This window comes from Microbacterium hydrocarbonoxydans (assembly GCF_000956475.1).
GTDB lineage: Bacteria > Actinomycetota > Actinomycetes > Actinomycetales > Microbacteriaceae > Microbacterium > Microbacterium hydrocarbonoxydans_A.
The window spans coordinates 26,117-51,095 of sequence record NZ_JYJB01000004.1; the positions used below are offsets into that span (position 1 = coordinate 26,117).

Genomic DNA, 24,979 nt, shown 5'->3' on the forward strand with positions numbered 1-24,979 from the left:
GAGCCATTATCGTGGCGATATGAAGACAGTCCCGTTCGGCACCTCCTCCGCTCCCGCCGTGATCTCCGGCATGATGCGCATCGACAGCAAAGCGGATGCCGAGATCCGCGCGCTCTACGATGCGGCCCGTGACGCGGGCATCGACTTCTTCGACCACGCCGACATCTACGGCGGACGCATGCACTACTGCGAGGAGCGGTTCGCCGAAGCGCTCGAGCTGAGCGGCTCCGAGCGCGAGGAGATCGTGCTGCAGACCAAGTGCGGCATCGTGCCGGCGCAGGGGATGTTCGACTTCTCCTACGAGCACATCATGACCCAGGTCGAGGGATCGCTGAGAGCGCTGCGCACGGACTACATCGACGTGCTGCTGCTGCACCGCCCTGACGCGCTCGTCGAGCCTGAGGACGTCGCCCGGGCATTCGACGAGCTCGAGGCCTCGGGCAAGGTGCGGGCCTTCGGCGTCTCGAACCACACGCCGCGCCAGATCGACCTGCTCAAGACGGCCGTGCGGCAGCCGATCGTCGCGAATCAGCTGCAGCTGTCGATCACGCACGCCCCGATCATCGCCCAGCCGGTCGCGGCGAACATGGCCAGCGAAGACCAGAGCGTTGTGCGCGACGGAGGCGGGATCGTCGAGTACTGCCGCATCAACGGCATCACCGTGCAGGCGTGGTCGCCCTTCCAGGGCGGGTTCTTCACCGGGGTGTTCCTCGGAAATCCCGAATACGCCGAACTCAACGCGGTGATCGACCGGCTTGCAGCCGCCTACGACGTCACGCCGATCGCGATCGCGACGGCATGGATCACCCGGCATCCGGCGAAGATGCAGGTCGTGCTCGGCACCACCACACCCGAGCGCGTGCGTGATGCCGCAGCAGGCGCCGACATCGAGCTCACACGGGCGGAATGGTACGAGCTGTTCCGCGCCGCGGGGCACGTCCTCCCCTGAAGCGGCGGGCGTCGTCTAGCCTGAACCCATGGCGTTCCTGTTCTCGCTCCTCGTCATCGCGCTGATGGTCGGCGCCCTGATCGACATCATCACCCGTGTCGACTCCCAGGTGCGATTCCTGCCGAAGATGGCGTGGATCATCATCGTGATCCTGCTCCCGCTGATCGGCAGTCTGCTCTGGTTCGCGATCGGACGCGAGTATGCGGAGGCGGGGATCAGGATGCCGCGCATGACGCGGCGGGAACAGCATCCCTCGCCGTCGGCGGTCCCCGCGGCCCCGGTCGATACGCGCACGACCGAGCAGCAGATCGCCGATCTCGACCGCGAGATCGAGGAGTGGCGGCTGCGCGAGGAGATCGCGAAGCGGAAACAGGACCCTTCGGCGGATTCAGGGGCGACGGGCCCAGAGACCCAGGGCTAGAGGTCGAACGACTCCCTGATCGCCGGCTCGAGCGTCGGGTAGCGGAACTCGAATCCCGCCTCGGTGAGCGTCTCGGGCAGCACCCAGCGGCTCTTGAGTATCAACTCGGTCTCTGTGCGGATGCCGATCGCCCCGATCTCGAGCATCCAACGCGGCATGGGCGGCCCGATGCGGGCGCCGAGCACCTGGCGCACCGTCGCCATGAAGGTGCGGTTGTCGACCGGGTTCGGGGACGCGGCGTTCACGGGACCGTCGAGCTCCGGATGCTCTTCCACGAAGTCGATGATCCTGGCGACGTCCTCGACGTGCACCCAGCTGAACCGCTGCCGTCCGTGCTTCGCACCGGGGAAATGGCCCGTACCGGCCGCTCGACGGCGCCTGCTCACCGGCCACCAGCCGTCATGCTGCGCCCCGCCGAGGCCGAGCTTCGCGAGGTTCTTGAGCGGGCCCAGCACGCCGCCGTGGCCGAGCACGATCGCGCTGCGAAGCGCCACGCGGCGAGTCGCGGGCAGATCGTCAGAGAACAGTGCCCGCTCCCAGGCTTTCGCGACCTCCACCGAGAATCCGGTGCCGATCTCTCCGGACGACTCCGTCATCGGCCGGTCCTCCGCATGACGGTAGATGGTCGCGGTCGAGGAGTTCACCCACAGCGCGGGCGGGTTCTCGGCTCGGGCGATGGCCCCGCTGAGAGCCCCCGTCGTGTCGAGGCGCGAGCGGAAGATCTCCGCCCGGTTCTCGGGTGTGTAGCGGCAGTTCACGCTCTTCCCGGCGAGGCCGATCACGAGCGACGACCCGTCCACCGCACGGTCGATCGCCTGCTGGTCGCCCCAGGCGATGTCGGCGCCGGAGCGCGAGATCGTCACGACCTCGCGACCCGCATCACGGAACCGCGGCAGCAGGTACTGCCCCATGAATCCGGTGGATCCGCCGATCACGACGCGACCTGTGCTCATGAATGGGCCTCCTCGAGGCGGTAGGCGAAAGCGCCGCGATACTCGTACACACGGCCGATGAGAGGAACGTCGATGCTCAGGGCGACGCGCTGACGGCCGATCACGTCGTCGAAGCGCTCGGTGAGGCGCACGACGGGCGACATCACCCGCGGCACCCTCACCCGCAGCCGGCCGAGGCGGATGCCGACGGCTCGGCTCGTGAGGACGAGAGCGCCGTCCCGCACGTCGACGTCGAAGCAGGCGGCGATCAGCGCCGGCTCGCCGAGCTCGTCGACGACACGGCCGTGGCGGGTGACGGCGACGGCGTCGCGCATAGACCAGGTGCCGCCCGGAAGGTGGAACTCGCGCACGCCGATCGCACGAGAGGCGACAGTGCGGTTCTCCACGCGGAAGGGGACGTCGCGCTCCCAGCACGCCGCCACCACGCCGCGTCGCTCGAGCACGCGAAGCATCGGCCACAGCCAGCGACGAGGCGTGCCCACGCGCTCGAAGACTCCCTCGCCGACACCCACCTGGTCGTCGGGGACGGGCTGGAAGTAGGCGCGCAGGCGCGGATGCAGCTCGCCGATCCGGTCGCCGAGAGCCCTCGCGTACGGGGACTGCGGGATGTCTCTCACGGCTCAGGAAGCGGACTCGCGCAGCCTCACGAGGCGCTCATGCCCTGTCTCCTCGAGTTCGGCGATGTCGTCGCGAGACTTCAGGAAGTCCGAGAAGGAGCGGTAGCCGAGGGCTTTCTCGCTGAAGGACGGATCCATACGGCGCATATGCGTCTTCACCGCCGAGCTGTGCAGCCACTCGTCGGCATCGGCTTTGTCATGCCCCAGACGCAGTGCGCGCTGCAGCAGCGCCGTGGCCTCGCCCTGCTCATCGAGAGCGGGCGGCGCGGCGACCGCCGTCGTCGCCGCTTTCGTGCGCGACCTCGTCTTCGGAGCGCTCTTCGTCTTCGCCACAGGCTCGGGTTCGGGCACCGTCTCTGGTTCGGCGGCCACCGCCGGCGGCGCGGCCTTGGTCGGCCGCACGACGCCGGGAAGCGAGTCGTACGATTCGAACTCGTCGCAGGCAGCGGCCAGGGACTTCGCGGTGGAGCCCGCGACGCCGACGCCGATCACGTAGCGACCGAGGCGCTTGCAGCGCTGTGCGAGCGGCACGTAGTCGCTGTCGCCCGCGACGATCACGACGTGGGTGAGATCCGGCAGACGGAACATGTCCTCGACGGCATCCACTGCCAGGCGGATGTCGGCGCCGTTCTTGGCGTACGCGGCCGCGGGGAACAGCTGCACGAGATCGACCGCACGCGCCACGAGCTGCGACCGGTACTCGGCGTTCACGGGCGACGACCAGTCGGCGTACGCGCGCGTGAGAACGAGAGTGCCGAAGGACGCCGCGTAGTCGATGATGGCGCCGACCTCGATCATCGCGCCCTTCAGGCGCTCGACGACCTCAGGGTCGTTCGGATGCTCGGTGATGCGCTGGCGGTCCTTGCCGTAGGAGTTGCGACCGTGGACGCGGTCGTACCAGGAGATGACGATGTTGTCGAAGTCGAGGTAGACGGCGACGCGGGCATCCGTGGTCTCAGCCATTGTCGGCCTCCTCGCTCGGGTACCGCACGCCGATCTGGGCTCTGATCTCGTCGAGCGTGCCCATGATCGCGACGCTCTCGGCAACCGGCAGCAGGTCGGAGTCGAGGGTGCCGTCGGCGACGTAGCGCTCGGCGGCCAGTGCCTGATACTCCATGCCGCGACCGGCGACCTCGTCGGAGGCGAACTCCTCCGCGACCGTGCCGTCCGGCAGGATCACCCGGAAGGTCGTGGGCGTGTACCAGACCCGGTCGATCTCGATGCGTGCGGCCGTCCCCACGATGCTCGCGGCATTGGGGCCGGCTCCGCGCGAGGAGGAGAGCGTGGTCGACAGGGCGCCTCCGTCGTGGGTCATGACCGTGGCGACCTCGGCATCCGCTCCGGTCTCGATCAGTCGCCCCACCGCCTTGACCGAGGTCGGAGCTCCGAGGATGTCGTGCACGAACGAGACCGGGTAGATGCCGAGGTCGAGCAGCGCGCCGCCGCCGAGCTCGAGCGCGTTCAGGCGGTGCGCGGGGTCGGAGGGGAGGAGCTGGGTGTGATCGGCGCTCACGGCGCGGATCTCACCGAGGGTGCCTGCGGCGATGATCTCGCGGATGCGGATCATGTGCGGCAGATACCTCGTCCACATCGCCTCCATGACCAGCAGGCCGCGCTCGGCGCCGAGCCGCTGCAGGTCCTCGGCCTCGGCGCGGTTCAGCGTGAACGCCTTCTCGACGAGCACGTGCTTGCCGGCCTCAAGAGCCAGGCGGGCGTTGTCGTGGTGCATCGGGTGCGGGGTCGACACGTAGATGATGTCGACCTCGGGATCAGCGACGAGAGCCTCGTACGACGCGTGCGCGCGCGGGATGTCGAAGCGGGTGGCGAAGGCATCCGCCGACTCCTGCGAGCGCGAGCCGACGGCGACGAGTTCGCGCCCTGCCGTGCGGAGGTCGGAAGCGAAGGCGCCGGCGATGCCGCCGGTTGCGAGGATTCCCCAACGAAGACCAGTCATGGTCTCAGCGTAGTGTTCAGGCGCGGGCGAGTGCCTGTTCGAGGTCGGCGATGAGGTCGCGCGGGTCCTCGAGGCCGGCCGACAGACGGATCGTGTTCAGCGAGATGCCGGCCGCGGAGCGCTGCTGCGCGTTCAGATGCGAGTGCGTCATCGAAGCGGGGTGGGCGACGAGGCTGCGGGCATCGCCGATGTTGGCGACGAGCCGGACGACCTTCAGACTGTCGATCACGCGGGCGATCCGCTCCTGCGTGCCCTCGTCCTCCGCGCCGGCCAGGTCGAAGGAGAACACCGAGGGCACCCCGTTCGGCAGGTAGCGGCCGGCGAGATCGTGCCAGCGGTTGCCTTCGAGGCCAGGGTGATTGACATGGGCGACCGACGGATGCTGCGCCAGGAACTGCGCGATCGCGAACGCCGTGGAGGACTGGCGCGCCACCCGCAGATCGAGAGTCTCGATCCCCTGCAGGATCTGCCAGGCGTTGAACGGCGAGAGCGAGGGGCCGAGGTCGTGCACGTACTTCGACTTCACGAGCGCGGCGAAGGCCTGCCCGATGCCGAAGCGCTCCCACAGTACGAGGCCGGGGACGCGCTTGTACTCGGCGGTGAACTGCGGCCAGCGTTCGGGCTGCGCGCCGAAGTCGAAGGTGCCCTGGTCGACGACGACGCCGCCGAGGGAGGTGCCGTGGCCGGAGAGGAACTTGGTCGCGGAGTGCACGACGAAGTCGGCGCCGTGCTCGCCCGGACGCACCAGATACGGGGTGCCGACGGTGTTGTCGATCACGAGGGGGACGCCCGCCTCGTGCGCGATGTCGGCGACGAGGCGGATGTCGAGGACCTGCGCCACAGGGTTCGCCACGGACTCGGCGAACAGCGCCCGGGTCTCCGGGCGGATCGCCGCGCGCCATGCCTCCGCGTCGTCCTGGTCGACGAAGGTCACCTCGATCCCGAAGTCCTCGAACGTGTCCTGGAACAGGTCGACCGTGCCGCCGTAGAGCTGGTTCGCGGCGACGATGTGTCCGCGGACTCCCACGATCGCGAGCAGGGTCACCGCGACCGCGGCCTGGCCGGAGGCGACGGCCACCGCGGAGACGCCGCCTTCGAGAGCGGCGACCCGCTCCTCGAGCACCTGCTGGGTGGGGCTGGCGTTGCGGCTGTAGAGGTTGCCGCTCTTGCGCAGCGCGAACAGGTCGGCGGCTTCGGCGAGCGACGCGAACTGGAACGCCGCGGTCTGGTAGATCGGCGGCACGGCGCTGTGCTGCGGCGTCCCGGGGACGTAGCCGGCCTGGATCTGCTGGGTCGCGAACTCGCTCATCAGACCATTGTGTTGATGCCGCGCGCTCCGCCCCGGCGTATGTCGAACTGTTGCAGGTGATGGTTACAGTGTGAGCATGATCCCGCCCGAAACAGATGCCATCCGCGTGACCGTGGTCGGAGCGATCAATGTCGACCTGACTGCGCGCGTGAGCCGAGCGCCGTCACGAGGTGAGACGGTCGGTGACGGCGTGCTCGCACGCGAGGCGGGCGGAAAGGGCGCGAACCAGGCGGTGGCTGCGGCACGGCTGGGGGCGGTCGTCAGCCTCGTGGGCGCTGTGGGCGATGACCCGGACGGCCGCGAGATGCGATCTTCGCTGTCGCGGGCCGGAGTCGACACCGCGAACGTGCAGACGAGCGTCGAGCCCACGGGTACGGCGCTCATCGTCGTGGATTCGGAGGGCGAGAACTCGATCGTCGTCTGCCCTGGCGCGAATTCGATGATCGATCCGGACTCCGTGCGCCTCCCGGATCAGGAGGCGCTCCTGATGCAGCTCGAGGTGCAGGATGACGTCGTCGTCGCCGCCGCGGTGCAGGCGAGCGGCTTCGTCGCCGTCAACGCATCTCCTGCGCGGAGCATCCCTGAGCCGGTGCTGAGCAGGGCCGACCTGTTCATCGTCAACGAAACCGAATACGCGCAGCTGCCGGAGATCCGCAACGCACCCTTGCTCGCGGTCACTCTCGGCGCCGAGGGCGCTGTGCTGTACGAACACGGCATCGAGATCTCTCGGGCTGACGGCCTGGCCACGGTGGTCCGCAACACCGTCGGTGCGGGGGATGCATTCGCCGCCGCGCTCGTGATCGGCCTCGCGCGCAGTGATGACCGCGCCGTGGCGTTGCAGCGCGCCTGCCCCGTCGGCGCTGCAGCCGTGGCGGATGAGCACTCCCAGGCGGACCTCGGTCCGCTGGACGACTATCCGGCTATGGGACGAGGATGATCTTTCCGTCGGCGGCGTGAGACTCCACGAGCTCGTGCGCCTGCACGGCCTCGGCGAGCGGCAGCTCGGGACCGAGCTCGACCGTGAAGTCACCTGAGGCGATGAGGTCGATGGTCGCGGGCAGCGCCTCGGCGCGCCAGGCGAGCTCCTGCTCGGTGAGCGGGACGGGCGAGCCCCCGGAGAACGCGCGGATGCCGAAGGACGCGGCATCCGGTCCCCGCACGATGGTCGCGATGCGGTCGCGGTCGGAGACGAGAGCGAGCGAGGCCTCGATCGCCTCATCCGTGCCGGCGCAGTCGAGAGCCACTGTGACCTCGCCCGGCGCCGCGTCGCGCACGCGGTCGAGGAGACCGTCGCCGTAGGCGATCGGGATCGCTCCGAGTTCTCGCAGCTGCTCGTGCCGTGCGGGGCTGGCGGTGGCGATCACGGTCGCACCCCAGGTGACCGCGAACTGCACGGCGAACTGGCCGACGGATCCTGATCCGCCGTGGATCAGCACGACGTCTCCGGCCGTCACGCCCAGCGACGTGAGCGCCTGGTACGCCGTGCCCGCAGGGATGGCGATGGCGGCGCCCTCGGCCGCCGTCACGGAGTCGGGCAGAGCGGCGAGGTTCGCCGCCGGCACGGCGAGAAGGGACGCGTAGGTGCCGACCGTGTCGCGGATCGCGACCCTGTCGCCGACCGCGTAGGACTGCACGCCGGCGCCGATCGACTCGATCACTCCTGCGCCGTCGAATCCGACCCGGCGTGGTTCGACGATGGGCGGGGAGGGGCGCTTGCCGCCGCGGAGCTTCGCGTCGATCGGGTTGACCCCGGCGGCCTCGATCCGCACCACGACCTCGTCGCGCGCGGCGACAGGATCGGGGATCTCGATCAGGTGCAGGACGTCAGGGGAGCCGATTTCGGTGTACACGATCGCGCGAGCCATGATTCCAGGCTAACCGCGTTCGCCTCTGCGCGTTTCGTCTCGCTTCGCTCGCTCAACGAGCGGAGGGCGCGGCAAGAGCCTTCATGATTCGTTGCGCTGATACCGGCTGCGCGGTGCCCAGGCGCTGTGCGAACACGCTCACGCGATACTCCTCGAGCAGCCAGCGCGTCTCGACGATCGCCGCCGACGCATTCGGAGTGAGCGGAATCGTGCCGCCGGCGTCTTCGTACGCCTTCGCCATCCGCTCGAACTCGCTCATCCGCGTGCGATCCTTGCCCGGCTCGTTCGCGAGGGTCTTCAGACGGTCGATCATGCCGCCGAGGTAGCGGGGGAAATGCACGAGCTGGTCGACGCCTGCGGCCGAGATGAACCCCGGATGCAGGAGGCCCGCGAGCTGCGTGCGGATGTCGTTGAGCGGCCCGAGCAGGGCGAGGGAGTTCTGCGACTTGATGCCGCGCTCCACCTCGCGCGACGCCGTCAGGATGCGGGCGACAAGGGACACGCAGGCGAACAGCTCGTCGACGAGGGTCACCGAGATCGCGTCCCGGGCCTGCTCGAACGCGGCCTGGGTGCGGATGGGCCCGCGCTGGTCCAGTGCGCGCCGAACGACGGCGCGGCGGCAGTCCTCCAGGAGCGCCGCCGCGTTCTGATACGGGGAGGCGGCGAGTGCAAGCTTCTCGGGTGCGGTCAGATGCTCCTGCACGTACGACATCGGCGACGGCACGGCGAGAAGAACGAGCCGCAGCACGCCGTCGCGGCTCGCCGCCGCCGCAGCATCCGCCGTGGCTTCGACGCGCACCGAGACGCTCTTGCCGTCGTCGACGATGGCCGGATAGCCGCGCACGACGCCGCCGGCCACGCGCGTGTCGAGCACTTCGGGGAGATCGCCGAAGGTCCAGCTCGTCAGGCCCGAGCGCTCGATGGATGCCGCGGATGCCACCGCCGCCGCGCCCTTGGACGGAACCGGCCCCTTCGACGGACTCGCGCCCTTCGACAGGCTCAGGGACCCCGGTGCCGCTGAGCGGGCGATGGACCGCGCCACGCTGGATCTCGCCCGGTCGGACAGCTGCGCCTGCAGCTCCGCGAGATCGCGGCTCGACCCCGCGATGCGACCGCGTTCATCGACCGCGCGGAAGTTCATGCGCAGGTGCGCGGGAACGCGCTCGTCGTCGAACTCGTTCGGGGTGACCAGCTGATTCGCGAGCGGCTGGATGAGCTTCGCCAGCGCCTCCTTGAGCGTGCGCGGCGGGAGGCCGCCATGCGTCTCGGGTCCTTCGCCCGCCAGGGCATCGCCGAACTTCTCCGCCCAGTCGGCCGCGGGCACCACATGGCGACGAATCGCCTTGGGCAGGGCGCGGAGGAGGCCCGTGACGAGCTCGGCGCGCAGGCCCGGCACCTGCCAGTCGAATCCACGGTCCTCGATCTGAGCCAGCAGCGCCAGGGGCACGACGACGCTGACGCCGTCATCCGCCGCTCCCGGCTCGAACCGGTAGGCGAGGCCGAGCACCTGATCGCCCTGCGTCCACCGCGTGGGGAACTCGTTCTGATCGGCTCGCTCGTCGTCGTCGATCAGGTCGCTCTCGCGCATCACGAGCAGCTTCGGTGTGGTCGTCAGGGCATCGCGCCACCACTTCTCGAAGGAGCGCACGTCGAACACCTCTGACGGGATGCGCTCGTCGTAGAAGCGGAAGACGGCTTCGTCGCCGGCGAGGATGTCGCGGCGGCGCTCTCGCTCCTCGAGCTTCTCGAGGCGTCTGCGCAGCTCGGCGTTGCTGCGCCAGAAGGCGCTGACCCTCTTGTCGATGCGGGTCGGGTCCCATTCGCCCTCGACGAGGGCATGCCGCAGGAACAGTTCGCGGGACGCGGCCCTGTCGATGCGCGCGAACTGCACACGGCGGCGCGGGATGATCTCGACACCGAACAGGGTGACCTTCTCGAAGGCGACGGCGGCGCCGGCATCCTTCGACCAGTGCGGCTCGGTGACCTGACGCTTGGCGAGGTCTCCGGCCAGCGACTCCGCCCACGCAGGGTCGATCGCCGCGACCGTGCGGGCGAACGTGCGGGACGTCTCCACGATCTCGGCGGCCATCACGGCCTGCGGACTCTTCTTGCGGAGCCCGGAGCCGGGGAAGATCGAGAAGCGGATGCCGCGGGCCCCCCTATACTCGGCGATCCTGCGCTTCGGGTCCTTCGGCGCCGTCTTGTTCTGGCCTCCGGCGGGTGCGCTGCGTTCGTCGAGGATGCCGATCTGCGACAGCAGTCCGGCCAGGAGCGCCTTGTGGATCGCGTCTGGGTCCGCCGCGTCCGTCTCGCTCGATGACCGGGTGCCGGGGCGCTTGACAAGCGTCTGCAGCTGACGGTGCACGTCGAACCACTCCCGCACGCGGACGTAGTTCAGATGCTCGCTGCGGCACATGCGTCGGAAGGCGCTGGAGCCCAGCTCGCGCTGCTGCTCGCGCAGGTGGTTCCACAGGTTCAGCAGGGTCAGGAAGTCGCTGGTCGGATCGACGAACCGCGCGTGCATGCGCTCCGCCTCGTCGCGGACGCCCTGCGGCGCCTCCGCCGAGGGGCGCTCGCGGACGTCCTGGATGGAGAGTCCGGCCACGATGGGAATCACCGGACCGGCGACGCCGGATGTCGCCGCCTCGACGATCATGCGGGCGAAGCGCGGGTCCATCGGCATGCGTGCGATGTCGCGCCCGATGCGGGTGAGCTGTGCCCGGCCGCCGGGGCCCTGAGCCTGCCGAATGGCTCCGAGCTCCACCAGGAGGTCGAAGGCGGCCTTCACGCCGCGCGAGTCGGGCGGAGTGAGGAACGGGAACTCGGTGATGTCGCCGAATCCGAGCGACAGCATCTGCAGCACGACCGATGCGAGCGAGGTGCGCAGGATCTCGGGCTCCGTGAACTCGGGGCGCCCGCCGAAGTCGTCTTCGCTGTAGAGCCGGATCGCGATGCCCTCGCTGGTGCGGCCCGCGCGGCCCGAGCGCTGATTCGCCGAGGCCTGCGACACCGGCTCGATCGGCAGGCGCTGCACCTTCGAGCGGTTGCTGTACCGCGAGATGCGGGCGGTGCCGGTGTCGATCACGTACTTGATGCCGGGCACCGTGAGGCTCGTCTCTGCGACGTTCGTCGCGAGGACGACACGGCGGCGGACGCCGGCCAGAGAAGAGCGTTCGAACACGCGATGCTGCTCGGCTGCCGACAGGCGCCCGTAGAGGGGGAGCACCTCGGTGGGCGAGCGATCCTTCGCGAAGGCTGCGCGCACAGCATCCGCAGCATCCGTGATCTCCGCCTCGCCGGGCAGGAACACGAGGACGTCGCCGGGCGCTTCTCGATCGAGCTCCCGCAGCGCGCCGACGATCTCGGCGACCTCGTCGATCTCCTCCTCGCTCTCCTCGTCCACGCGCGAGCGATAGCGGATCTCGACAGGGTAGGTGCGACCCGAGACCTCGATGATCGGCGCCGGCCTGGGTTCGGTGCCGGAGCCCGACGACGGGGCGAAGTGCTTCGCGAAGCTCTCGGGGTCGATGGTCGCCGAGGTGATGATGACCTTGAGATCAGGTCGCTCCGGCAGGATGCGCACCAGGTACCCGAGCAGGAAGTCGACATTCAGGGAGCGTTCGTGCGCCTCGTCGATGATGATCGTGTCGTAGCGGCGGAGCAGCCGGTCGCGGTGGATCTCGTTGAGGAGGATGCCGTCGGTCATCAGGGCGACGCGCGTCTCGTCCGAGACCTGATCCGTGAAGCGCACCTTGTAGCCGACGAGCCCGCCCAGCTCGACCTGCAGCTCCTCGGCGACGCGCTCGGCGATCGTGCGGGCGGCGAGGCGGCGGGGCTGCGTGTGTGCGATGCGCTCGCGGCCGAGCTCCAGGCAGATCTTCGGAAGCTGCGTCGTCTTGCCGGATCCGGTGGCACCAGCGACGATCACGACCTGGTTGTCGCGGATGGCGTCGGCGATCTCACCCCTGGCCGCACTGACCGGCAGCTCCGGGGGATAGGTGATCACGGGAGAAGACATAGCCCTCCATCGTATGCCGGGATCGAGGCAGCTCGGCATCCACCGCATACGATCGTCGGATGACGAGAGTGCAGCACTGGTTCCGCGAGTTCGGGCGTCCGCCGCGGATCCTGGGGCTCGACGTCGCCCGGGCGCTCGCGATCCTCGGCATGGCCGGCGCGCACATCGGCGAGACCGGCTCGTTCGATCCGTTCGATCCGTCGACCTGGTCGGCTCTGGTGCACGGGCGCTCGTCGATCCTCTTCGCCGTGCTCGCCGGCGTCTCCGTGGCGCTGATGACCGGACGCAGCGACCTGCCCGATCCCGCGCGCGTGCCGAGCCTCAGGCTCAACCTCATCGGCCGCGGGGCTGTGATCTTCGTCATCGGTCTCGTGCTGGAGATGTTCGGCACACCGATCGCCGTGATCCTCACGCTGTACGGGCTGCTCTACGTCGCCGTGATCCCGTTCCTCCGCTGGCGTCCGGCGCAGCTGCTGCTCGCGGCGGCCGTCCTCGCGGTCGCCGGGCCCCCGCTCCTCGCTCTCGTCACCGCACTGACACTGCACCCCTACGGGGCCGCGATCGGCTTCGTGCTGTACGGCTCGTACCCGATCACCGTGTGGATGGCATTCGTGCTGGGCGGCATGGCGCTGGGGCGTCTGCACGTGGAGAGAGCCGGCACGGCTGCGGTCGCGCTCGGAGCGGGCATCGGGCTCACGGTCGTGGGGTACGGACTCGGCGTGGTCGGAATCCTTGCCGGCGTCGGCGCGCCTCAGGGTGCCGCCGGATCGGGAGAGGGCGGGTGGGCCGCGTACCCTCAGGCTCTGGCCGAGTCGGATCCGCTGGGCGCGGTGCTCGCATCGGTGTTCGCGGTCGACCCGCACACGGGCGGGGTCGCCGAGATCCTCGGCTCGGGCGGATTCGCACTCGTGGTGATCGCGGCATGCCTGCTGCTCGCGCGGCCTCTGCGCCCGCTGCTTCTCCCGCTCGGCGCGCTGGGGTCGATGCCGCTGTCGGCGTACAGCCTGCATGTGGTCTCGGTGGCTCTGATCAGCGGCCCCGGCGGCTTTCTCCAGAGCAACGCGTTCTGGGCGTGGACGGCGATCGCGCTGATCGTGCTCGCGACCGTGTGGTCGATGTTCGTGGGCCGCGGCCCCCTGGAGCGGCTCGTGGGAGCAGCGGCTCGCGCGATGGCGAGCCCGCCCAGGACGACCGGTCATAGGCTGGAGTCATGACGATTCCTGCTATCGAACTGAACGACGGCCACTCCATCCCTCAGCTCGGCTACGGCGTCTTCAAGGTGCCCGCCGACCAGACCGAGCGCGCGGTGAGCGAGGCGCTGGAGATCGGCTACCGCCACATCGACACCGCCGCGATCTACGGAAACGAGGAAGGCGTGGGCGCAGCGATCGCCTCCTCCGGCATCCCGCGTGACGAGCTGTTCGTCACCACCAAGCTGTGGAACGACCGTCACCACGACGACGAGCCGAACGCCGCGATCGCGGAGAGCCTCGAGCGTCTCGGTCTCGAGCACGTCGACCTGTACCTCGTGCACTGGCCCACCCCGGCGAAGGACGACTACGTGCACGCCTTCTCGAAGCTCGTCGAGATCCGCGACGCCGGGCTCACGCGCAGCATCGGCGTCTCGAACTTCCTCGTGCCGCACCTCGAGCGCGTCGTCGCAGAGACCGGGGTGACGCCCGCCATCAACCAGATCGAGCTGCACCCGGCCTATCAGCAGCGCGACGTCGTCGCCTGGGCGACGGAGCACGGCATCCGCATCGAATCCTGGGGGCCGCTCGGGCAGGGCAAGTACGACCTGTTCGGCACTCCGGCCGTGGCGGACGCGGCGGCCGCCCACGGGGTCACTCCCGCGCAGGCCGTGCTGCGCTGGCACCTGCAGAAGGGGAACATCGTCTTCCCGAAGTCGGTGCACCCCGAGCGCCTGCGGGAGAACCTCGACGTGTTCGGCTTCGAGCTGACCGATGCCGAGATCGCGGCGATCGACGCACTCGACCCGCTCGACGGCTCCGGTCGCGTCGGCTCGCACCCGGACGACGTGAATTGACGTAATGATTCGCCCGATGACGCCCCGTGTCGCCTCATGCGACGCGGGGCGTCGTCACGAGTAGCTTCGTCGACATGACAGCCGCCTACCGTGTCGTCGCCGTGTCCGGCTCGCTTCACGAGCCGAGCAAGACCACCGCGCTCATCCGCGCCATCGGCGCAGCCGTCGCCGAGCTCGCCGAGATCGAGTTCGAGCTGATCGAGCTCACGGACGTCGGTCCTGCGCTGGCTGGAGCGCTGCGCCGGGATCAGCTTCCGCTCCATGTGGAGGAGAAGATCGTGGCGATCGAGCAGGCGGATCTGCTCATCGTCGGCAGTCCCGTGTACCGGGCGTCCTTCACGGGCCTGTTCAAGCATCTTTTCGACTTCGTCGGACAGTACGCGCTCGTCGGCAAGCCGGTGCTGCTGGCGGCCACGGGCGGCGGTGAACGACACGCGCTCATCATCGAGCACCAGCTGCGCCCGCTGTTCGCGTTCTTCCAGGCGCTCACCCTGCCCCTTGGCGTGTACGCGAGCGACACGGACTTCGACGGGTACGTGATCGAATCGGAGGTGCTGCGATCCCGCATCGCGCTCGCCGCCGAGCGTGCGCTGCCGCTCGTGGGGTACGCCGCGGCAAGGCCCGTGGAGCTTCTCGCCGGCTGAGCCGAGGACAGGCGTAGCGTTGCACACGTGACGAACCGACTGGCAGGCACGCTCAGCCCCTACCTCCGCGCGCATGCCGAGAATCCCGTCGACTGGTATCCGTGGGGGGCCGAGGCCTTCGCCGAAGCCGAGCGGCGCGACGTGCCGCTGCTCATCTCGATCGGCTACTCCACATGCCATTGGTGCCACGTCATGGCCAGGGAGTCATTCTCGGATCCGGCCATCGCGGCGATGATCGACGAGGGCTTCGTCGCGGTCAAGGTCGACCGGGAGGAGCACCCGGAGGTCGACAGCGCATACATGGCCGCGGCCTCCGCGTTCACACAGAATCTCGGCTGGCCGCTGACGGTCTTCGCGACCCCGCGCGGGCGCGCCTTCTACGCGGGCACATACTGGCCGCCGGCGCCACGGCCGCCGATGCCGGCGTTCCGCGACGTGCTCGCGGCGGTGCGGGAGGCATGGATGCTGCGGCGCGCGCAGGCGGAGGAGTCGGCCGATGCCGTGGCAGATGCCCTTGCGCATGCGGCTCTGTCGACGCCCGGCGACCTCCCCGACGCCGCCGAGCTCACGGCAGCGGCTCAGGCCATCGCGGCGAGGGAGGACCGTGTGCACGGAGGATTCGGCGGCGCTCCGAAGTTCCCGGTCGCGACGGTGCTCGGCTTCCTGCTGAGTCCGCTGGTGCACCGCGAGGCAGCCGAGGCGTCTGCCTCGGCTGCGCGCGCGCTCGCCGCCATGGCGGCTTCCGCATTGCGCGACGAGGACGGCGGCTTCTTCCGATACGCCACGCAGCGCGACTGGACGGTTCCGCACTACGAGCGGATGCTGACCGACAACGCCCAGCTGCTCGACATCGCGCTCGACGCGGGTGACCACGGCGTCGCGCGCGGCATCGCCGAGTTCCTCCTCACGACGCTGAGACGCCCGGCCGGGGGCTTCGGTGCGGCGCAGGACTCGGAGTCCTGGATCGACGGCCGCCGCAACGAGGGCGGCTACTACCAGCGCCCCGTGACGGCACGGGGTGCGCTCGAGTCGCCCGAAGTCGACGGCAAGGTCATCACGGGGTGGAACGGACTCGCGATCGGCGCGCTCTCCCGCGCGGGCCAGCGCCTCGGGGATTCGTCTCTGGTGTCGGCCGCAACAGAGGCCGCAGAAGCAGTGCTCACGCAGAATCGCGATCCGGACGGCAGGCTCGTACGCACCTCGCTCGGCGGAGCGGCATCGACGGCATCGGCGACGGCATCCGATCTCGCTCTGCTCGCCGACGGCCTGTTCGCGCTCGCCGCGGCGAGCGGCGAGGCGTCGTGGGCGACGACCGGACGCGCGCTGCTCGACGAGTCGCTGTCCGGGGTCGCGCGCGATCCTCAGCTGTCGGCGCAGAGGATCGCGACGGCCCCTGACCAGACCGACGGCGACCTTCCCAGCGACGCCTCATCCATCGCGATGGCCGCGCTGTCGGCGTGGCGCCTCGGCGCGGGGGAGCGCTACCGCGACTCGGCCGCAGAGATCGTGCGGTCGCTGTCGAAGAGCGCGTTGGAGCAGCCCTTCGCGCACGGCAGCATGCTGCGCGTCGCGGCCGCTCTCATCGACGCGCCCCGGCAGATCGTCGCGGTCGTCACGGATCGCGATGGTGCGCTGGCCGCGGCCGCTCGGACGGCGGACGCCGACGTGATCGCCATCGTGACACCCGCGCAGGCGGCGGCGTTCGCGGATGCCGGCTTCGAGCTGTTCGACGGAAGGGCCGATGCCACGGATCGGGTTTACGACTGCCGCGGCTTCGTGTGCCGGTTGCCGGTGAGCGACCCCGCCGACGTGGTGGCCGCGCGCTGACTCAGCCCGCGTTGCACATCGCCCTGGATCCGTCAGGCGCGCCCATGCTCACACCCAGCCGGGGAGCCAGTTGTGCAGCAGCCAGAACTGGTAGGGCACGCTCATGCCGGTCCACACGGGATAGAAGAACGCCGAGACCAGCACGGCGAACACGAGGAAGACCGTGACGGTGCGCTCGCCGGCCTGGCGCCGGTACAGGGGATCGTCACGGCGGCCGGCGATCACGCGCAGCGTCATCGCGAGGCCCAGCACGAGGAACGGCATCATCGCCACCGTGTAGAACTGGAAGATCGTGCGCTCGGGGAACATCAGCCAGGGAACATAGGTCGCAGCGAGCCCGATGAGCGGCAGGGTGAGAGCGGGCTCGATGGTGCGCCTCTGGATCCAGGCGCGCACCAGGCGGTACAGCAGGTACACGGATGCCGCGACGCCCGCGTACCAGATCAGCGGGTTCGGGATGCTGCTGATCACCGCGATGCAGTGGTCGGTGCCGCAGCCCGTCGGATCGCTGCCCACCCATACCGCGGTAGGCCGCAGCAGGAACGGCCACTCCCACGCCGGGCTCGCGTAGGGATGCCCGCTGGTGAGGCCCACGTGGAAGTTCAGCATGGCCTGGTGGTACCTGAACAGCGAGACGAAGGGATTCGGGTCGAGGTCGCGGTTGTAGCCGCCCGCGGTGACGAGCCAGCCGGTCCAGCTCGTGAGGTACACCGCGAACGCAGGGGCGACGAGCAGCACGAACGACACCGGTCCCTGGCGGAACGCGGCTGCCGTGGGCCACAGGACGATGCCTGCCCGGCGGCGGGCGAGAGCATCCGTCACCACGACGTACAGTCCGAAGGCCGCGAGCACGTACAGGCCTGACCACTTGACGGCGCACGCCGCGCCGAACGCGAGGCCGGCCGCGACGAGCCACGGGCGGCGCCAGAGCACCCGGCCCCACATCGGCTCGGGGTCGTCCGGATCGGGCCGCTCGAGCACGGGGATCGTGCGCTCCCTGTCGCACAGGATGAACAGCACGCCGAGCATGATGAAGAAGGTGAGGATGCCGTCGAGCAGGGCGATGCGGCTCAGCACGATGCTGAGGCCGTCGATCGCGAGGAGCCCGGCCGCGACCGTCGCCACGACGACGGAGCCGCTGAGCCTGCGGGCGATGAGATACGTGAGCAGAACGGTGCCGGTGCCGAGGAGGGCAGTCGCGAGCCGCCAGCCGACGCTGTTGTCCGGCCCGCCGAGAGCCATGCCCAGAGCGATCAGCCACTTGCCGAGCGGCGGATGCACGATGAAGGCGCCCTTGGGATCGAGCGGCAGCTGCTGCAGGGTGATGAACGCCTCGTTGGCGTTCTCGCCCCAGGTGCCCTCATAGCCGAGCGTCCACAGCGACCAGGCGTCCTTGACGTAATAGGTCTCGTCGAAGGCGAGCTGGTGCGGGTGCCCCACGTTCACCAGCCGCAGCACTGCGGCGAGCAGCGTGATCACGAGCGGCGCGAACCAGCCGATCATGCGGCCCCAGTCGGGGCTGCCCAGGATGCTGTCGCGCAGCTGCCCGTAGCGCGTCAGGCGCTGGTCGGGAGGCGGCAGCAGCGGGGCGGGTTCGGTCACCGCTACAGCCTAGACAACGCGCCTAGGCTGATCGTGTGATCATTCTCGCCGCCACGCCCATCGGAAATCTCGGCGACGCCTCCCGGCGCCTGATCGAGGTGCTCGAGAACGCCGACGTCGTCGTCGCGGAGGACACGCGCACGACCGGACGGCTCCTGCAGGCGCTGAAGATCGAGAACCGGCCGCGCCTGATCGCCCTGCACGACCACAACGAGAAGCAGAAGTCGGCCGAGCTCGCCGCCCTCGCCCTGGAGTCGGATGTGGTCGTGGTCAGCGATGCGGGCATGCCGGCCATCAGCGATCCCGGGTACGGGCTCGTGGCAGAGGCGGTCGCTCAGGGCGTGACCGTCACGGCGATCCCCGGTCCGAGCGCGGTGCTGATGGCGCTCGCGATCTCGGGACTGCCCACAGATCGCTTCACCTTCGAGGGGTTCCTGCCCCGCAAGCCGGGCGAGAGGCGCTCGACGCTGCGTGCACTCGCCGCAGAGCCGCGCACCATGGTCTTCTTCGAGTCGCCGTCGCGGCTGGCCGCCTCGCTCGCCGACATGGGCGCGGCCTTCGGCGACGAGCGCCGGATCGCCGTGTGCCGCGAGCTGACGAAGTTCTACGAAGAGGTGCGCCGGGGCGATGCCGCCGAGCTCGCGGCATGGGCCGCCGACGGCGTGAAGGGGGAGATCGTCGTCGTCGTCGAAGGAGCACCCGCACGCGCCGCTTCGGCGGAGGACGCGCTCAGCCAGGTGCAGGCGCTCGTCGCCTCCGGCATCCGCCTGAAGGAGGCGGCCGCAGAGGTGGCCGGTCTGACCGGCCTGTCCTCACGAGACCTCTATCAGGCGGCGCTGGCCGCCAGGAACTCATGATCGCAGGTCCACCGCGGGACGCTGCCGTCGGAGCGGCCTACGACAGCCGTGCCGCGGAGTACATCGCGCTTGCCGGAGGCGTCGAGCAGCTGGCGAGCGCCGACCGCGAAGAGATCGAGGCGTGGGCCGGAACCGTGCGCGGGCGGATTCTGGATGCCGGCTGTGGGCCCGGCCTGTGGACGCGTCATCTGCACGACGGCGGTCATGAGGTTCTCGGACTCGACATGTCCGAGCGCTTCGTGGCGCACGCCCGGGCGCACCATCCCGGAGTCGCATTCCGGCACGGCACGTTCGCGGAGGTTCCCGCCCAGGATGCAGCTTTCGGGGGCATCCTCGCCTGGTACTCCCTGATCCACATGCCGCCCTCCGACGTCGCCGGCATCCTCGGCGAGTTCGCGCGCGTGCTCGCCCCTGGCGGCAGTCTTCTGATCGGGTTCTTCGACGGAACGCCTCGCGAGGCGTTCGCGCACGCCGTGGCCCCCGCGTACTACTGGAGCCCCGAGGCGCTCGGGGAGCTGATGACGGAATCCGGCTTCGAGATCACGGACGGCTCACGCCGCGAGCGGCAGCCGGGCGAGGCCAGCGTGCGGCCGCACGCGTCGGTGACAGCGGTCAGGCTTCGATAGCGCGAGCGGGCGTACTCTCGACCCATGAGACAGGTGCGATCAGGACCGAGGCCGGGCGTCCTCGGCATCGTCGCGGTACTGCTCGGCACGGGGCTCGGTGAGCTCATCGCCGCGTTCCTGCTGCCTTCCGCGAGCCCCTTCGCCGCGATCGGCGGGGCCTTGATCGACATCGCGCCCGCGTGGGCGAAAGACGCGGCGATCGCCTGGTTCGGAACCGGTGACAAGGCGGCGCTGCTGGTCGGAATCGCGGTCGTGCTGCTCGCGGTCGCGTTCGGCGCCGGGATGCTGGAGGGCCGCCGCTCGCCCCTCGGCGCTGTGGTCTTCATCGTGCTCGGCGTCGTCGGCGCCGTGATCGCCGTCGTGCGCTCCGACGACGCCGTGCTCGCGGCGATCCCTGCGCTCGTCTCCGGCGGCGCAGCGGCCCTCGCGGCTCGAGGCCTGATCTCGCTGAGCGAGCGCGAGGAGGAGCCCGATCGTCGGAGGTTCCTGGTCTGGACGGCGGTGGCGACGGCATCCGGCCTGGTCGCCCTCGCGGTGTCGAACGTCGCCCGCGGCGCCTCGCAGAGCGTCGAGGCGATTCGCTCGGCGCTGCGGCTGCCGAAGCCGGCGACCGCCGCGGCTCCGGTGCCGTCCGCCGCCGAGCTCGGCATCCCGGGCCTCGCGCCTGTCGTCACACCGGACGCCGCCTTCTATCGCATCGACACCGCCCTGGTCGTGCCGCAGGTCGACCCCGCCGACTGGAGCCTTCGCGTGCACGGGATGGTCGACCGGGAGATCACGCTCACCTGGGACGATCTCATGGCGTCGGCGCTGCACGAGGCCGACGTGACCCTCGCCTGCGTATCGAACACCGTCGGCGGCGACCTGATCGGCAACGCCCGCTGGCTGGGGCTCCCGGTGCGCGAGGTGCTCGCCAGGGCCGGCGTCCACGCGGATGCCGACATGGTGCTGTCGACCTCGATCGACGGGTTCACTGCATCCACCCCGCTGGAGGCGCTGACCGACGACCGCGATTCGCTGCTCGCGATCGGCATGAACGGCGAGCCGCTGCCCGTCGAGCACGGCTTCCCGGTGCGGCTGGTCGTCCCCGGTCTCTACGGCTACGTCTCGGCCACGAAATGGGTCACCGAGCTCGAGGTCACCAGGTTCGACCGGGCCACCGCGTACTGGACGACGCGCGGCTGGTCGGAGCGCGGACCGATCAAGCTGCAGTCGCGCATCGACGTGCCGCGCGGCTCGGTCGATGCCGGCGAGACCGTGATCGCCGGCATGGCCTGGCAGCAGCACGAGGGTGTCCACGCGGTCGAGGTGCGCATCGACGGCGGCGAGTGGCGGCGCGCGACCCTGGCCACCGCGATATCGGACGACACCTGGGTGCAGTGGCACCTGGAGTGGAAGGCCGAGAGCGGCTCGCACGAGATCGAATGCCGGGCTATCGGCGCCGACGGCGTCACACAGACGGACGCCGTGGCGCCTCCCGCTCCGGACGGCGCCACAGGGTGGCATCGCATCACCGTGGCGGTGGGCTGAGCGGCGTAACCAGCCCCGGCATCCCACCTAGAATTGTCCCCATGCCCGCAGGCGAATCGTTCTACATCACCACGCCCATCTACTACCCCTCCGATGTGCCTCACATCGGCCACGGGTACACCTCGGTGGCGGTCGACGCGCTCGCGCGCTGGCACCGTCAGAGCGGCGACGACACCTGGATGCTGACGGGCACCGACGAGCACGGCCAGAAGATGCTCCGCGCCGCGGCGGCGAACAACGTCACGCCGCAGGAGTGGGTCGACAAGCTCGTCACCGAGGCGTGGTTCCCGCTTCTGAAGACCCTCGACGTCGCGAACGACGACTTCATCCGCACCACGCAGGAGCGGCACGAAGAACGCGTCAAGAAGTTCGTGCAGGCGATCTACGACCGCGGCTACATCTACGCGGGCGAGTACGAGGCGCTCTACTGCGTCGGGTGCGAGGAGTTCAAGCCCGAGTCGGAGATCCTCGACGGCACCGGACCCTTCGAAGGACTCAAGGTCTGCGCGATCCACTCGAAGCCGCTCGAGCTGCTGCAGGAGAAGAACTACTTCTTCAAGCTCAGCGAGTTCCAGGACCGCCTTCTCGAGCTGTACAAGAGCGAGCCCGACTTCGTGCGCCCCGAGTCGGCGCGCAACGAGGTCGTCTCGTTCGTGCGGCAGGGTCTGAAGGACCTGTCGATCTCGCGCTCGGCGTTCGACTGGGGCATCGAGGTGCCCTGGGACAGCTCGCACGTCATCTACGTGTGGGTCGACGCGCTCCTCAACTACGCCACCGCCGTGGGCTACGGGGAGGACGAGGAGACCTTCGCACGCCGCTGGCCCGCGTATCACGTCGTCGGCAAGGACATCCTGCGCTTCCACGCCGTCATCTGGCCGGCGATGCTGATGGCTGCGGGTCTCGACGTTCCCAAGGGCGTGTTCGCGCACGGCTGGCTGCTCGTCGGCGGTGAGAAGATGTCGAAGTCGAAGCTCACCGGCATCGCGCCGACCGAGATCACCGACGTGTTCGGCTCCGACGCGTACCGCTTCTACTTCCTGTCGGCGATCGCCTTCGGCCAGGACGGGTCGTTCTCGTGGGAGGACCTGTCGGCCCGCTACCAGGCCGAGCTCGCGAACGGCTTCGGCAACCTCGCCTCGCGCACCACCGCGATGATCGAGAAGTACTTCGAGGGGATCGTGCCGCCCGCGGGCGACTACACCGAGAAGGACCTCGAGATCCAGCGGATCGTCGCGGATGCGGCGAAGAACGCGGATGCGGCGATGGAGCTGTTCCGCATCGACGAGGCCATCAAGGAGATCTGGACCATCGTCGATGCGCTGAACGGCTACATCACCGAGAACGAGCCGTGGGCGCTGGCCCGCGACGAGTCTCAGCGCGAGCGCCTCGGGACCGTGCTGTACACGTGCGCCGAGGGACTGCGCGCCCTCGCCGTGCTGCTCTCTCCCGTCATGCCGCAGTCGACCGAGAAGCTCTGGGTCGCTCTGGGAGCTGCGGATTCGATCGGGCGGCTGCAGGACCAGCCTCTCCGTGAAGCCGGCTCCTGGGGCGTGCTGCGCCCCGGCATCAGCGTCAACGGCCTCGCGCCGCTGTTCCCGCGGGTCGAGCAGTCCTGAGCGATTCCGATGGCTGACACGTACGTGCGAGAGCGCTCGGGCGACGGGCGGAAGGATCTGAAGTATCCGCCGGCGCCCGAGCCTCTCGCCGTACCTGTGTACGACAACCACGCGCACCTCGAGATCCTCGACGGCGATGAGCCGCTCTCGCTTGCAGAGCAGCTCGACCGCGCCGAGGCGGTGGGCATCGCCGGTGTGATCCAGGCGTCGGGCGACATCGAGTCGTCGCGCTGGGCCGTCGAGGCCGCGGCATCCGACCCTCGCGTGCTCGCGGCCGTCGCGATCCACCCCAACGACGCGCCGACATATGCCGAGCAGGGCATGCTCGACCAGGCGATCGCCGTGATCGACGAACTCGCCGCCCACCCCCGCACGCGGGCGATCGGCGAGACGGGACTGGACTTCTTCCGCACCGACGAGCCGGGCCGCCCGGCGCAGTTCGAGTCCTTCGAGGCGCACATCGCGCTCGCGAAGAAGCACGGCATCGCGATGCAGATCCACGACCGCGACGCGCACGATGCGGTCCTCGAGACGCTGAGCAGGGTGGGCGCTCCGGAGAAGACGGTGTTCCACTGCTTCTCGGGCGATGACGCGATGGCGAAGATCTGCGCGGATGCCGGCTATCACCTGTCGTTCGCGGGCAACGTCACGTTCAAGAACGCCCAGAACCTGCGCGACGCGCTCGCGGTCACGCCGCTCGACCGCATCCTCGTCGAGACCGATGCGCCCTTCCTCACGCCGACGCCGCTGCGCGGCCGCCCGAACGCGCCGTACCTCGTGCCGATCACGGTGCGCTTCATGGCGGCTGAGCTGGGCCTCGACGTCGATGAACTGTGTGCCCAGCTCGCGCAGAACACGCTGCGGGTCTACGGCTCCTTCACCGGCTGATCCGCGTCTTCGACGGGCTTCGCGCTCACGATCTGCGAGATCGGCTTCCACACGAGCACGAGGGTGACGGCGGCGCCGACGAAGGCGAACCACCACGGCGCGGTGAGCCCCCAGATCTCGGCGATCACGCCACCGAGCGCCTGGCCGATGACCATGCCGCCGAACACGCCGACCATGTTGACCGACGACACCCGGCCCTGCAGCTCGTGCGGCACGAGCCGCTGGCGCACGGTCGTCGAGATCGTGCCCCAGACGAACGCGTACGCGCCGAACCCGAACATGATCACGAGGGCCACCCAGCCGACCGTGGTGAGGGCGAACGAGAGATGCATGAGCACCTCGAGAGACAGCACGACGCGCATGAGCGTGGCGAACGACACGTGTCGCTCGAGCCAGCCGAAGCTAGCGGTGGCCAGCAGCCCTCCGGCGGCGGATGCCGTGGTGAGGGCGCCGTAGCCGATCGCACCCATGTGCAGGTGCTCCGTTGCGTAGAGCACGAGCACGCCCCAGGGCGCAGCCCACGTGACGTTGAAGACCAGGATGATGAGCACCAGCATCCGCACCGGTGGATTGCGCCACAGCCAGCGCAGCCCTTCGGCGATGTCCGTGTGCACAGGGGCGTGCTCCGGGCGGGGCGGCACGGGTGTCCGCGCCATGCGCGAGATCAGCACGACGGCGAGGGCGACGCAGACGACCTCGAGCAGGAACGGCCAGGCGGTGCCCGCGGCGAACAGGAATGCGCCGATCGGAGGGCCGGCGAACTGGTTCGCGACGAGATAGCCGGCCTGCAGTCGCGCATTGCCGATGCCGAGATCGGCGGGCCTCACGATCATCGGCAGCAGCGTGCTGCCTGCCGTGTCGACGAACACCTCGGCCGTGCCGTAGAGGAACGCCGTCGCGAGCACGATCCAGATGTTCGCCGTACCCGTGAACAGGAACACGCACAGAGCCAGCAGCACGATCGCGCGCGCTGCATTCGCCATCATCACCAGCCGCCGGCGATCGAAGCGATCGGCGATCGCGCCGGCGTGCAGTCCGAAGACCAGCCACGGCAGAAACTGCAGGATGGCGCCGGCGGCCACGAGGATCGGCGACGAGGTCATGGAGGCGATCAGCAGCGGCGCCGCTGCCAGAGCGACCCCGTCACCGACGTTGCTGGTCCACGTCGAGGCCAGCAGCCAGCGGAAATCCGAGCCCATGCGCCGGGGCGCGATCAGTTCACCGAGGGAGGGCATCCCAGAAGACTACTGAGGGTA

21 protein-coding genes are annotated in these 24,979 nt (G+C 69.6%); 12 read left to right on the forward strand and 9 right to left on the reverse strand.

The genetic code is table 11. The features are described 5' to 3' along the window. Positions 1–19 precede the first annotated feature (19 nt). Together RS84_RS01350 and RS84_RS01355 are read left to right on the forward strand one after the other, a co-directional pair. On the forward strand, positions 20–949 hold the full coding sequence (locus tag RS84_RS01350) for an aldo/keto reductase (protein ID WP_045255969.1): 930 nt from the start codon (positions 20–22) through the stop codon (positions 947–949). Between the two features lie 28 nt (positions 950–977). After that, the gene (locus RS84_RS01355) at positions 978–1,370 is read left to right on the forward strand and encodes a PLDc N-terminal domain-containing protein (protein WP_045255970.1); all 393 of its coding nucleotides are present in this window, start codon (positions 978–980) and stop codon (positions 1,368–1,370) included. On the opposite strand, the gene RS84_RS01360 is transcribed toward RS84_RS01355, so the two are convergent. Genes RS84_RS01360 through RS84_RS01380 form a run of 5 tightly spaced genes read right to left on the reverse strand, consistent with a single transcriptional unit; the run spans position 1,367 to position 6,203 of the window. Next, positions 1,367–2,323 (reverse strand): epimerase, encoded by a 957-nt coding sequence (locus RS84_RS01360; protein WP_045255971.1) that lies wholly within the window; start codon positions 2,321–2,323, stop codon positions 1,367–1,369. The two genes, RS84_RS01355 and RS84_RS01360, sit on opposite strands and share 4 nt — an antisense overlap. After that, complete coding sequence (locus tag RS84_RS01365; protein WP_152641722.1) at positions 2,320–2,940, reverse strand: DUF4166 domain-containing protein; 621 nt, start codon at positions 2,938–2,940, stop codon at positions 2,320–2,322. The genes RS84_RS01360 and RS84_RS01365 overlap by 4 nt, the downstream gene beginning before the upstream one ends. A gap of 3 nt (positions 2,941–2,943) precedes the next feature. Beyond that, positions 2,944–3,903, reverse strand: a complete 960-nt coding sequence (locus RS84_RS01370) for an NYN domain-containing protein (protein WP_045255972.1) — start codon at positions 3,901–3,903, stop codon at positions 2,944–2,946. Further along, the gene (locus tag RS84_RS01375) at positions 3,896–4,894 is read right to left on the reverse strand and encodes a Gfo/Idh/MocA family protein (RefSeq protein WP_045255973.1); all 999 of its coding nucleotides are present in this window, start codon (positions 4,892–4,894) and stop codon (positions 3,896–3,898) included. The genes RS84_RS01370 and RS84_RS01375 overlap by 8 nt, the downstream gene beginning before the upstream one ends. A gap of 16 nt (positions 4,895–4,910) precedes the next feature. Continuing rightward, positions 4,911–6,203, reverse strand: coding sequence for an O-acetylhomoserine aminocarboxypropyltransferase/cysteine synthase family protein (locus RS84_RS01380; RefSeq protein WP_045255974.1), 1,293 nt, complete (start codon positions 6,201–6,203; stop codon positions 4,911–4,913). 76 nt (positions 6,204–6,279) lie between these two features. Between RS84_RS01380 and RS84_RS01385 the strand changes: the two genes are divergently transcribed. Continuing rightward, positions 6,280–7,140 (forward strand): ribokinase, encoded by an 861-nt coding sequence (locus RS84_RS01385; protein ID WP_045255975.1) that lies wholly within the window; start codon positions 6,280–6,282, stop codon positions 7,138–7,140. Here RS84_RS01385 and RS84_RS01390 read toward each other — a convergent pair. Continuing rightward, on the reverse strand, positions 7,124–8,068 hold the full coding sequence (locus RS84_RS01390; RefSeq protein WP_045255976.1) for a quinone oxidoreductase family protein: 945 nt from the start codon (positions 8,066–8,068) through the stop codon (positions 7,124–7,126). The genes RS84_RS01385 and RS84_RS01390 overlap by 17 nt on opposite strands. 52 nt (positions 8,069–8,120) lie before the next feature. After that, complete coding sequence (hrpA, locus tag RS84_RS01395) at positions 8,121–12,086, reverse strand: ATP-dependent RNA helicase HrpA (RefSeq protein ID WP_045255977.1); 3,966 nt, start codon at positions 12,084–12,086, stop codon at positions 8,121–8,123. A gap of 59 nt (positions 12,087–12,145) precedes the next feature. On the opposite strand from hrpA, the gene RS84_RS01400 reads away from it, so the two are divergent. The 4 genes from RS84_RS01400 to RS84_RS01415 all read left to right on the forward strand — a co-directional run bounded on the left by RS84_RS01400 (position 12,146) and on the right by RS84_RS01415 (position 16,604). Beyond that, on the forward strand, positions 12,146–13,300 hold the full coding sequence (locus tag RS84_RS01400) for a heparan-alpha-glucosaminide N-acetyltransferase domain-containing protein (RefSeq protein ID WP_045255978.1): 1,155 nt from the start codon (positions 12,146–12,148) through the stop codon (positions 13,298–13,300). Next, the gene (locus RS84_RS01405) at positions 13,297–14,133 is read left to right on the forward strand and encodes an aldo/keto reductase (RefSeq protein ID WP_045255979.1); all 837 of its coding nucleotides are present in this window, start codon (positions 13,297–13,299) and stop codon (positions 14,131–14,133) included. The genes RS84_RS01400 and RS84_RS01405 overlap by 4 nt, the downstream gene beginning before the upstream one ends. A 74-nt stretch (positions 14,134–14,207) precedes the next feature. Continuing rightward, positions 14,208–14,777: an FMN reductase gene (msuE, locus tag RS84_RS01410; protein WP_045256129.1), complete on the forward strand. Its 570-nt coding sequence runs from the start codon at positions 14,208–14,210 to the stop codon at positions 14,775–14,777. 27 nt (positions 14,778–14,804) lie between these two features. Then, positions 14,805–16,604, forward strand: coding sequence for a thioredoxin domain-containing protein (locus tag RS84_RS01415; protein WP_045255980.1), 1,800 nt, complete (start codon positions 14,805–14,807; stop codon positions 16,602–16,604). Between the two features lie 48 nt (positions 16,605–16,652). On the opposite strand, the gene RS84_RS01420 is transcribed toward RS84_RS01415, so the two are convergent. Continuing rightward, complete coding sequence (locus RS84_RS01420; RefSeq protein WP_052676168.1) at positions 16,653–18,206, reverse strand: dolichyl-phosphate-mannose--protein mannosyltransferase; 1,554 nt, start codon at positions 18,204–18,206, stop codon at positions 16,653–16,655. A 35-nt stretch (positions 18,207–18,241) separates the two neighbouring features. On the opposite strand from RS84_RS01420, the gene rsmI reads away from it, so the two are divergent. Genes rsmI through RS84_RS01445 form a run of 5 tightly spaced genes read left to right on the forward strand, consistent with a single transcriptional unit; the run spans position 18,242 to position 23,723 of the window. Continuing rightward, complete coding sequence (rsmI, locus tag RS84_RS01425; protein WP_045255981.1) at positions 18,242–19,063, forward strand: 16S rRNA (cytidine(1402)-2'-O)-methyltransferase; 822 nt, start codon at positions 18,242–18,244, stop codon at positions 19,061–19,063. Beyond that, positions 19,060–19,689 carry a class I SAM-dependent methyltransferase gene (locus RS84_RS01430; protein ID WP_045255982.1) on the forward strand — a complete coding sequence of 210 codons (630 nt, stop codon included), beginning with the start codon at positions 19,060–19,062 and terminating at the stop codon, positions 19,687–19,689. Before rsmI ends, RS84_RS01430 begins: the two co-directional genes overlap by 4 nt. A gap of 24 nt (positions 19,690–19,713) precedes the next feature. Beyond that, on the forward strand, positions 19,714–21,219 hold the full coding sequence (locus RS84_RS01435; protein ID WP_045255983.1) for a molybdopterin-dependent oxidoreductase: 1,506 nt from the start codon (positions 19,714–19,716) through the stop codon (positions 21,217–21,219). 41 nt (positions 21,220–21,260) lie between these two features. Beyond that, a complete protein-coding gene (metG, locus tag RS84_RS01440; protein ID WP_045255984.1) occupies positions 21,261–22,835 on the forward strand; it encodes a methionine--tRNA ligase in 1,575 nt (524 codons plus the stop codon). Positions 22,836–22,844: 9 nt separating this feature from the next. Further along, a complete protein-coding gene (locus RS84_RS01445; protein ID WP_045255985.1) occupies positions 22,845–23,723 on the forward strand; it encodes a TatD family hydrolase in 879 nt (292 codons plus the stop codon). Here the strand turns inward: RS84_RS01445 and RS84_RS01450 are convergent. Continuing rightward, positions 23,702–24,958 (reverse strand): MFS transporter, encoded by a 1,257-nt coding sequence (locus RS84_RS01450; RefSeq protein ID WP_045255986.1) that lies wholly within the window; start codon positions 24,956–24,958, stop codon positions 23,702–23,704. The two genes, RS84_RS01445 and RS84_RS01450, sit on opposite strands and share 22 nt — an antisense overlap. Between the last annotated feature and the right edge of the window lie 21 nt (positions 24,959–24,979).

Coding starts and splice junctions, on each gene's coding strand:
- RS84_RS01350 (WP_045255969.1), top strand. CDS start 20: ATGAAGACAGTCCCGTTCGGCACCTCCTCCGCTCCCGCCGTGATCTCC.
- RS84_RS01355 (WP_045255970.1), top strand. CDS start 978: ATGGCGTTCCTGTTCTCGCTCCTCGTCATCGCGCTGATGGTCGGCGCC.
- RS84_RS01360 (WP_045255971.1), bottom strand. CDS start 2,323: ATGAGCACAGGTCGCGTCGTGATCGGCGGATCCACCGGATTCATGGGG.
- RS84_RS01370 (WP_045255972.1), bottom strand. CDS start 3,903: ATGGCTGAGACCACGGATGCCCGCGTCGCCGTCTACCTCGACTTCGAC.
- RS84_RS01375 (WP_045255973.1), bottom strand. CDS start 4,894: ATGACTGGTCTTCGTTGGGGAATCCTCGCAACCGGCGGCATCGCCGGC.
- RS84_RS01380 (WP_045255974.1), bottom strand. CDS start 6,203: ATGAGCGAGTTCGCGACCCAGCAGATCCAGGCCGGCTACGTCCCCGGG.
- RS84_RS01385 (WP_045255975.1), top strand. CDS start 6,280: ATGATCCCGCCCGAAACAGATGCCATCCGCGTGACCGTGGTCGGAGCG.
- RS84_RS01390 (WP_045255976.1), bottom strand. CDS start 8,068: ATGGCTCGCGCGATCGTGTACACCGAAATCGGCTCCCCTGACGTCCTG.
- hrpA (WP_045255977.1), bottom strand. CDS start 12,086: ATGTCTTCTCCCGTGATCACCTATCCCCCGGAGCTGCCGGTCAGTGCG.
- RS84_RS01400 (WP_045255978.1), top strand. CDS start 12,146: ATGACGAGAGTGCAGCACTGGTTCCGCGAGTTCGGGCGTCCGCCGCGG.
- RS84_RS01405 (WP_045255979.1), top strand. CDS start 13,297: ATGACGATTCCTGCTATCGAACTGAACGACGGCCACTCCATCCCTCAG.
- msuE (WP_045256129.1), top strand. CDS start 14,208: ATGACAGCCGCCTACCGTGTCGTCGCCGTGTCCGGCTCGCTTCACGAG.
- RS84_RS01430 (WP_045255982.1), top strand. CDS start 19,060: ATGATCGCAGGTCCACCGCGGGACGCTGCCGTCGGAGCGGCCTACGAC.
- RS84_RS01435 (WP_045255983.1), top strand. CDS start 19,714: ATGAGACAGGTGCGATCAGGACCGAGGCCGGGCGTCCTCGGCATCGTC.
- metG (WP_045255984.1), top strand. CDS start 21,261: ATGCCCGCAGGCGAATCGTTCTACATCACCACGCCCATCTACTACCCC.
- RS84_RS01445 (WP_045255985.1), top strand. CDS start 22,845: ATGGCTGACACGTACGTGCGAGAGCGCTCGGGCGACGGGCGGAAGGAT.
- RS84_RS01450 (WP_045255986.1), bottom strand. CDS start 24,958: ATGCCCTCCCTCGGTGAACTGATCGCGCCCCGGCGCATGGGCTCGGAT.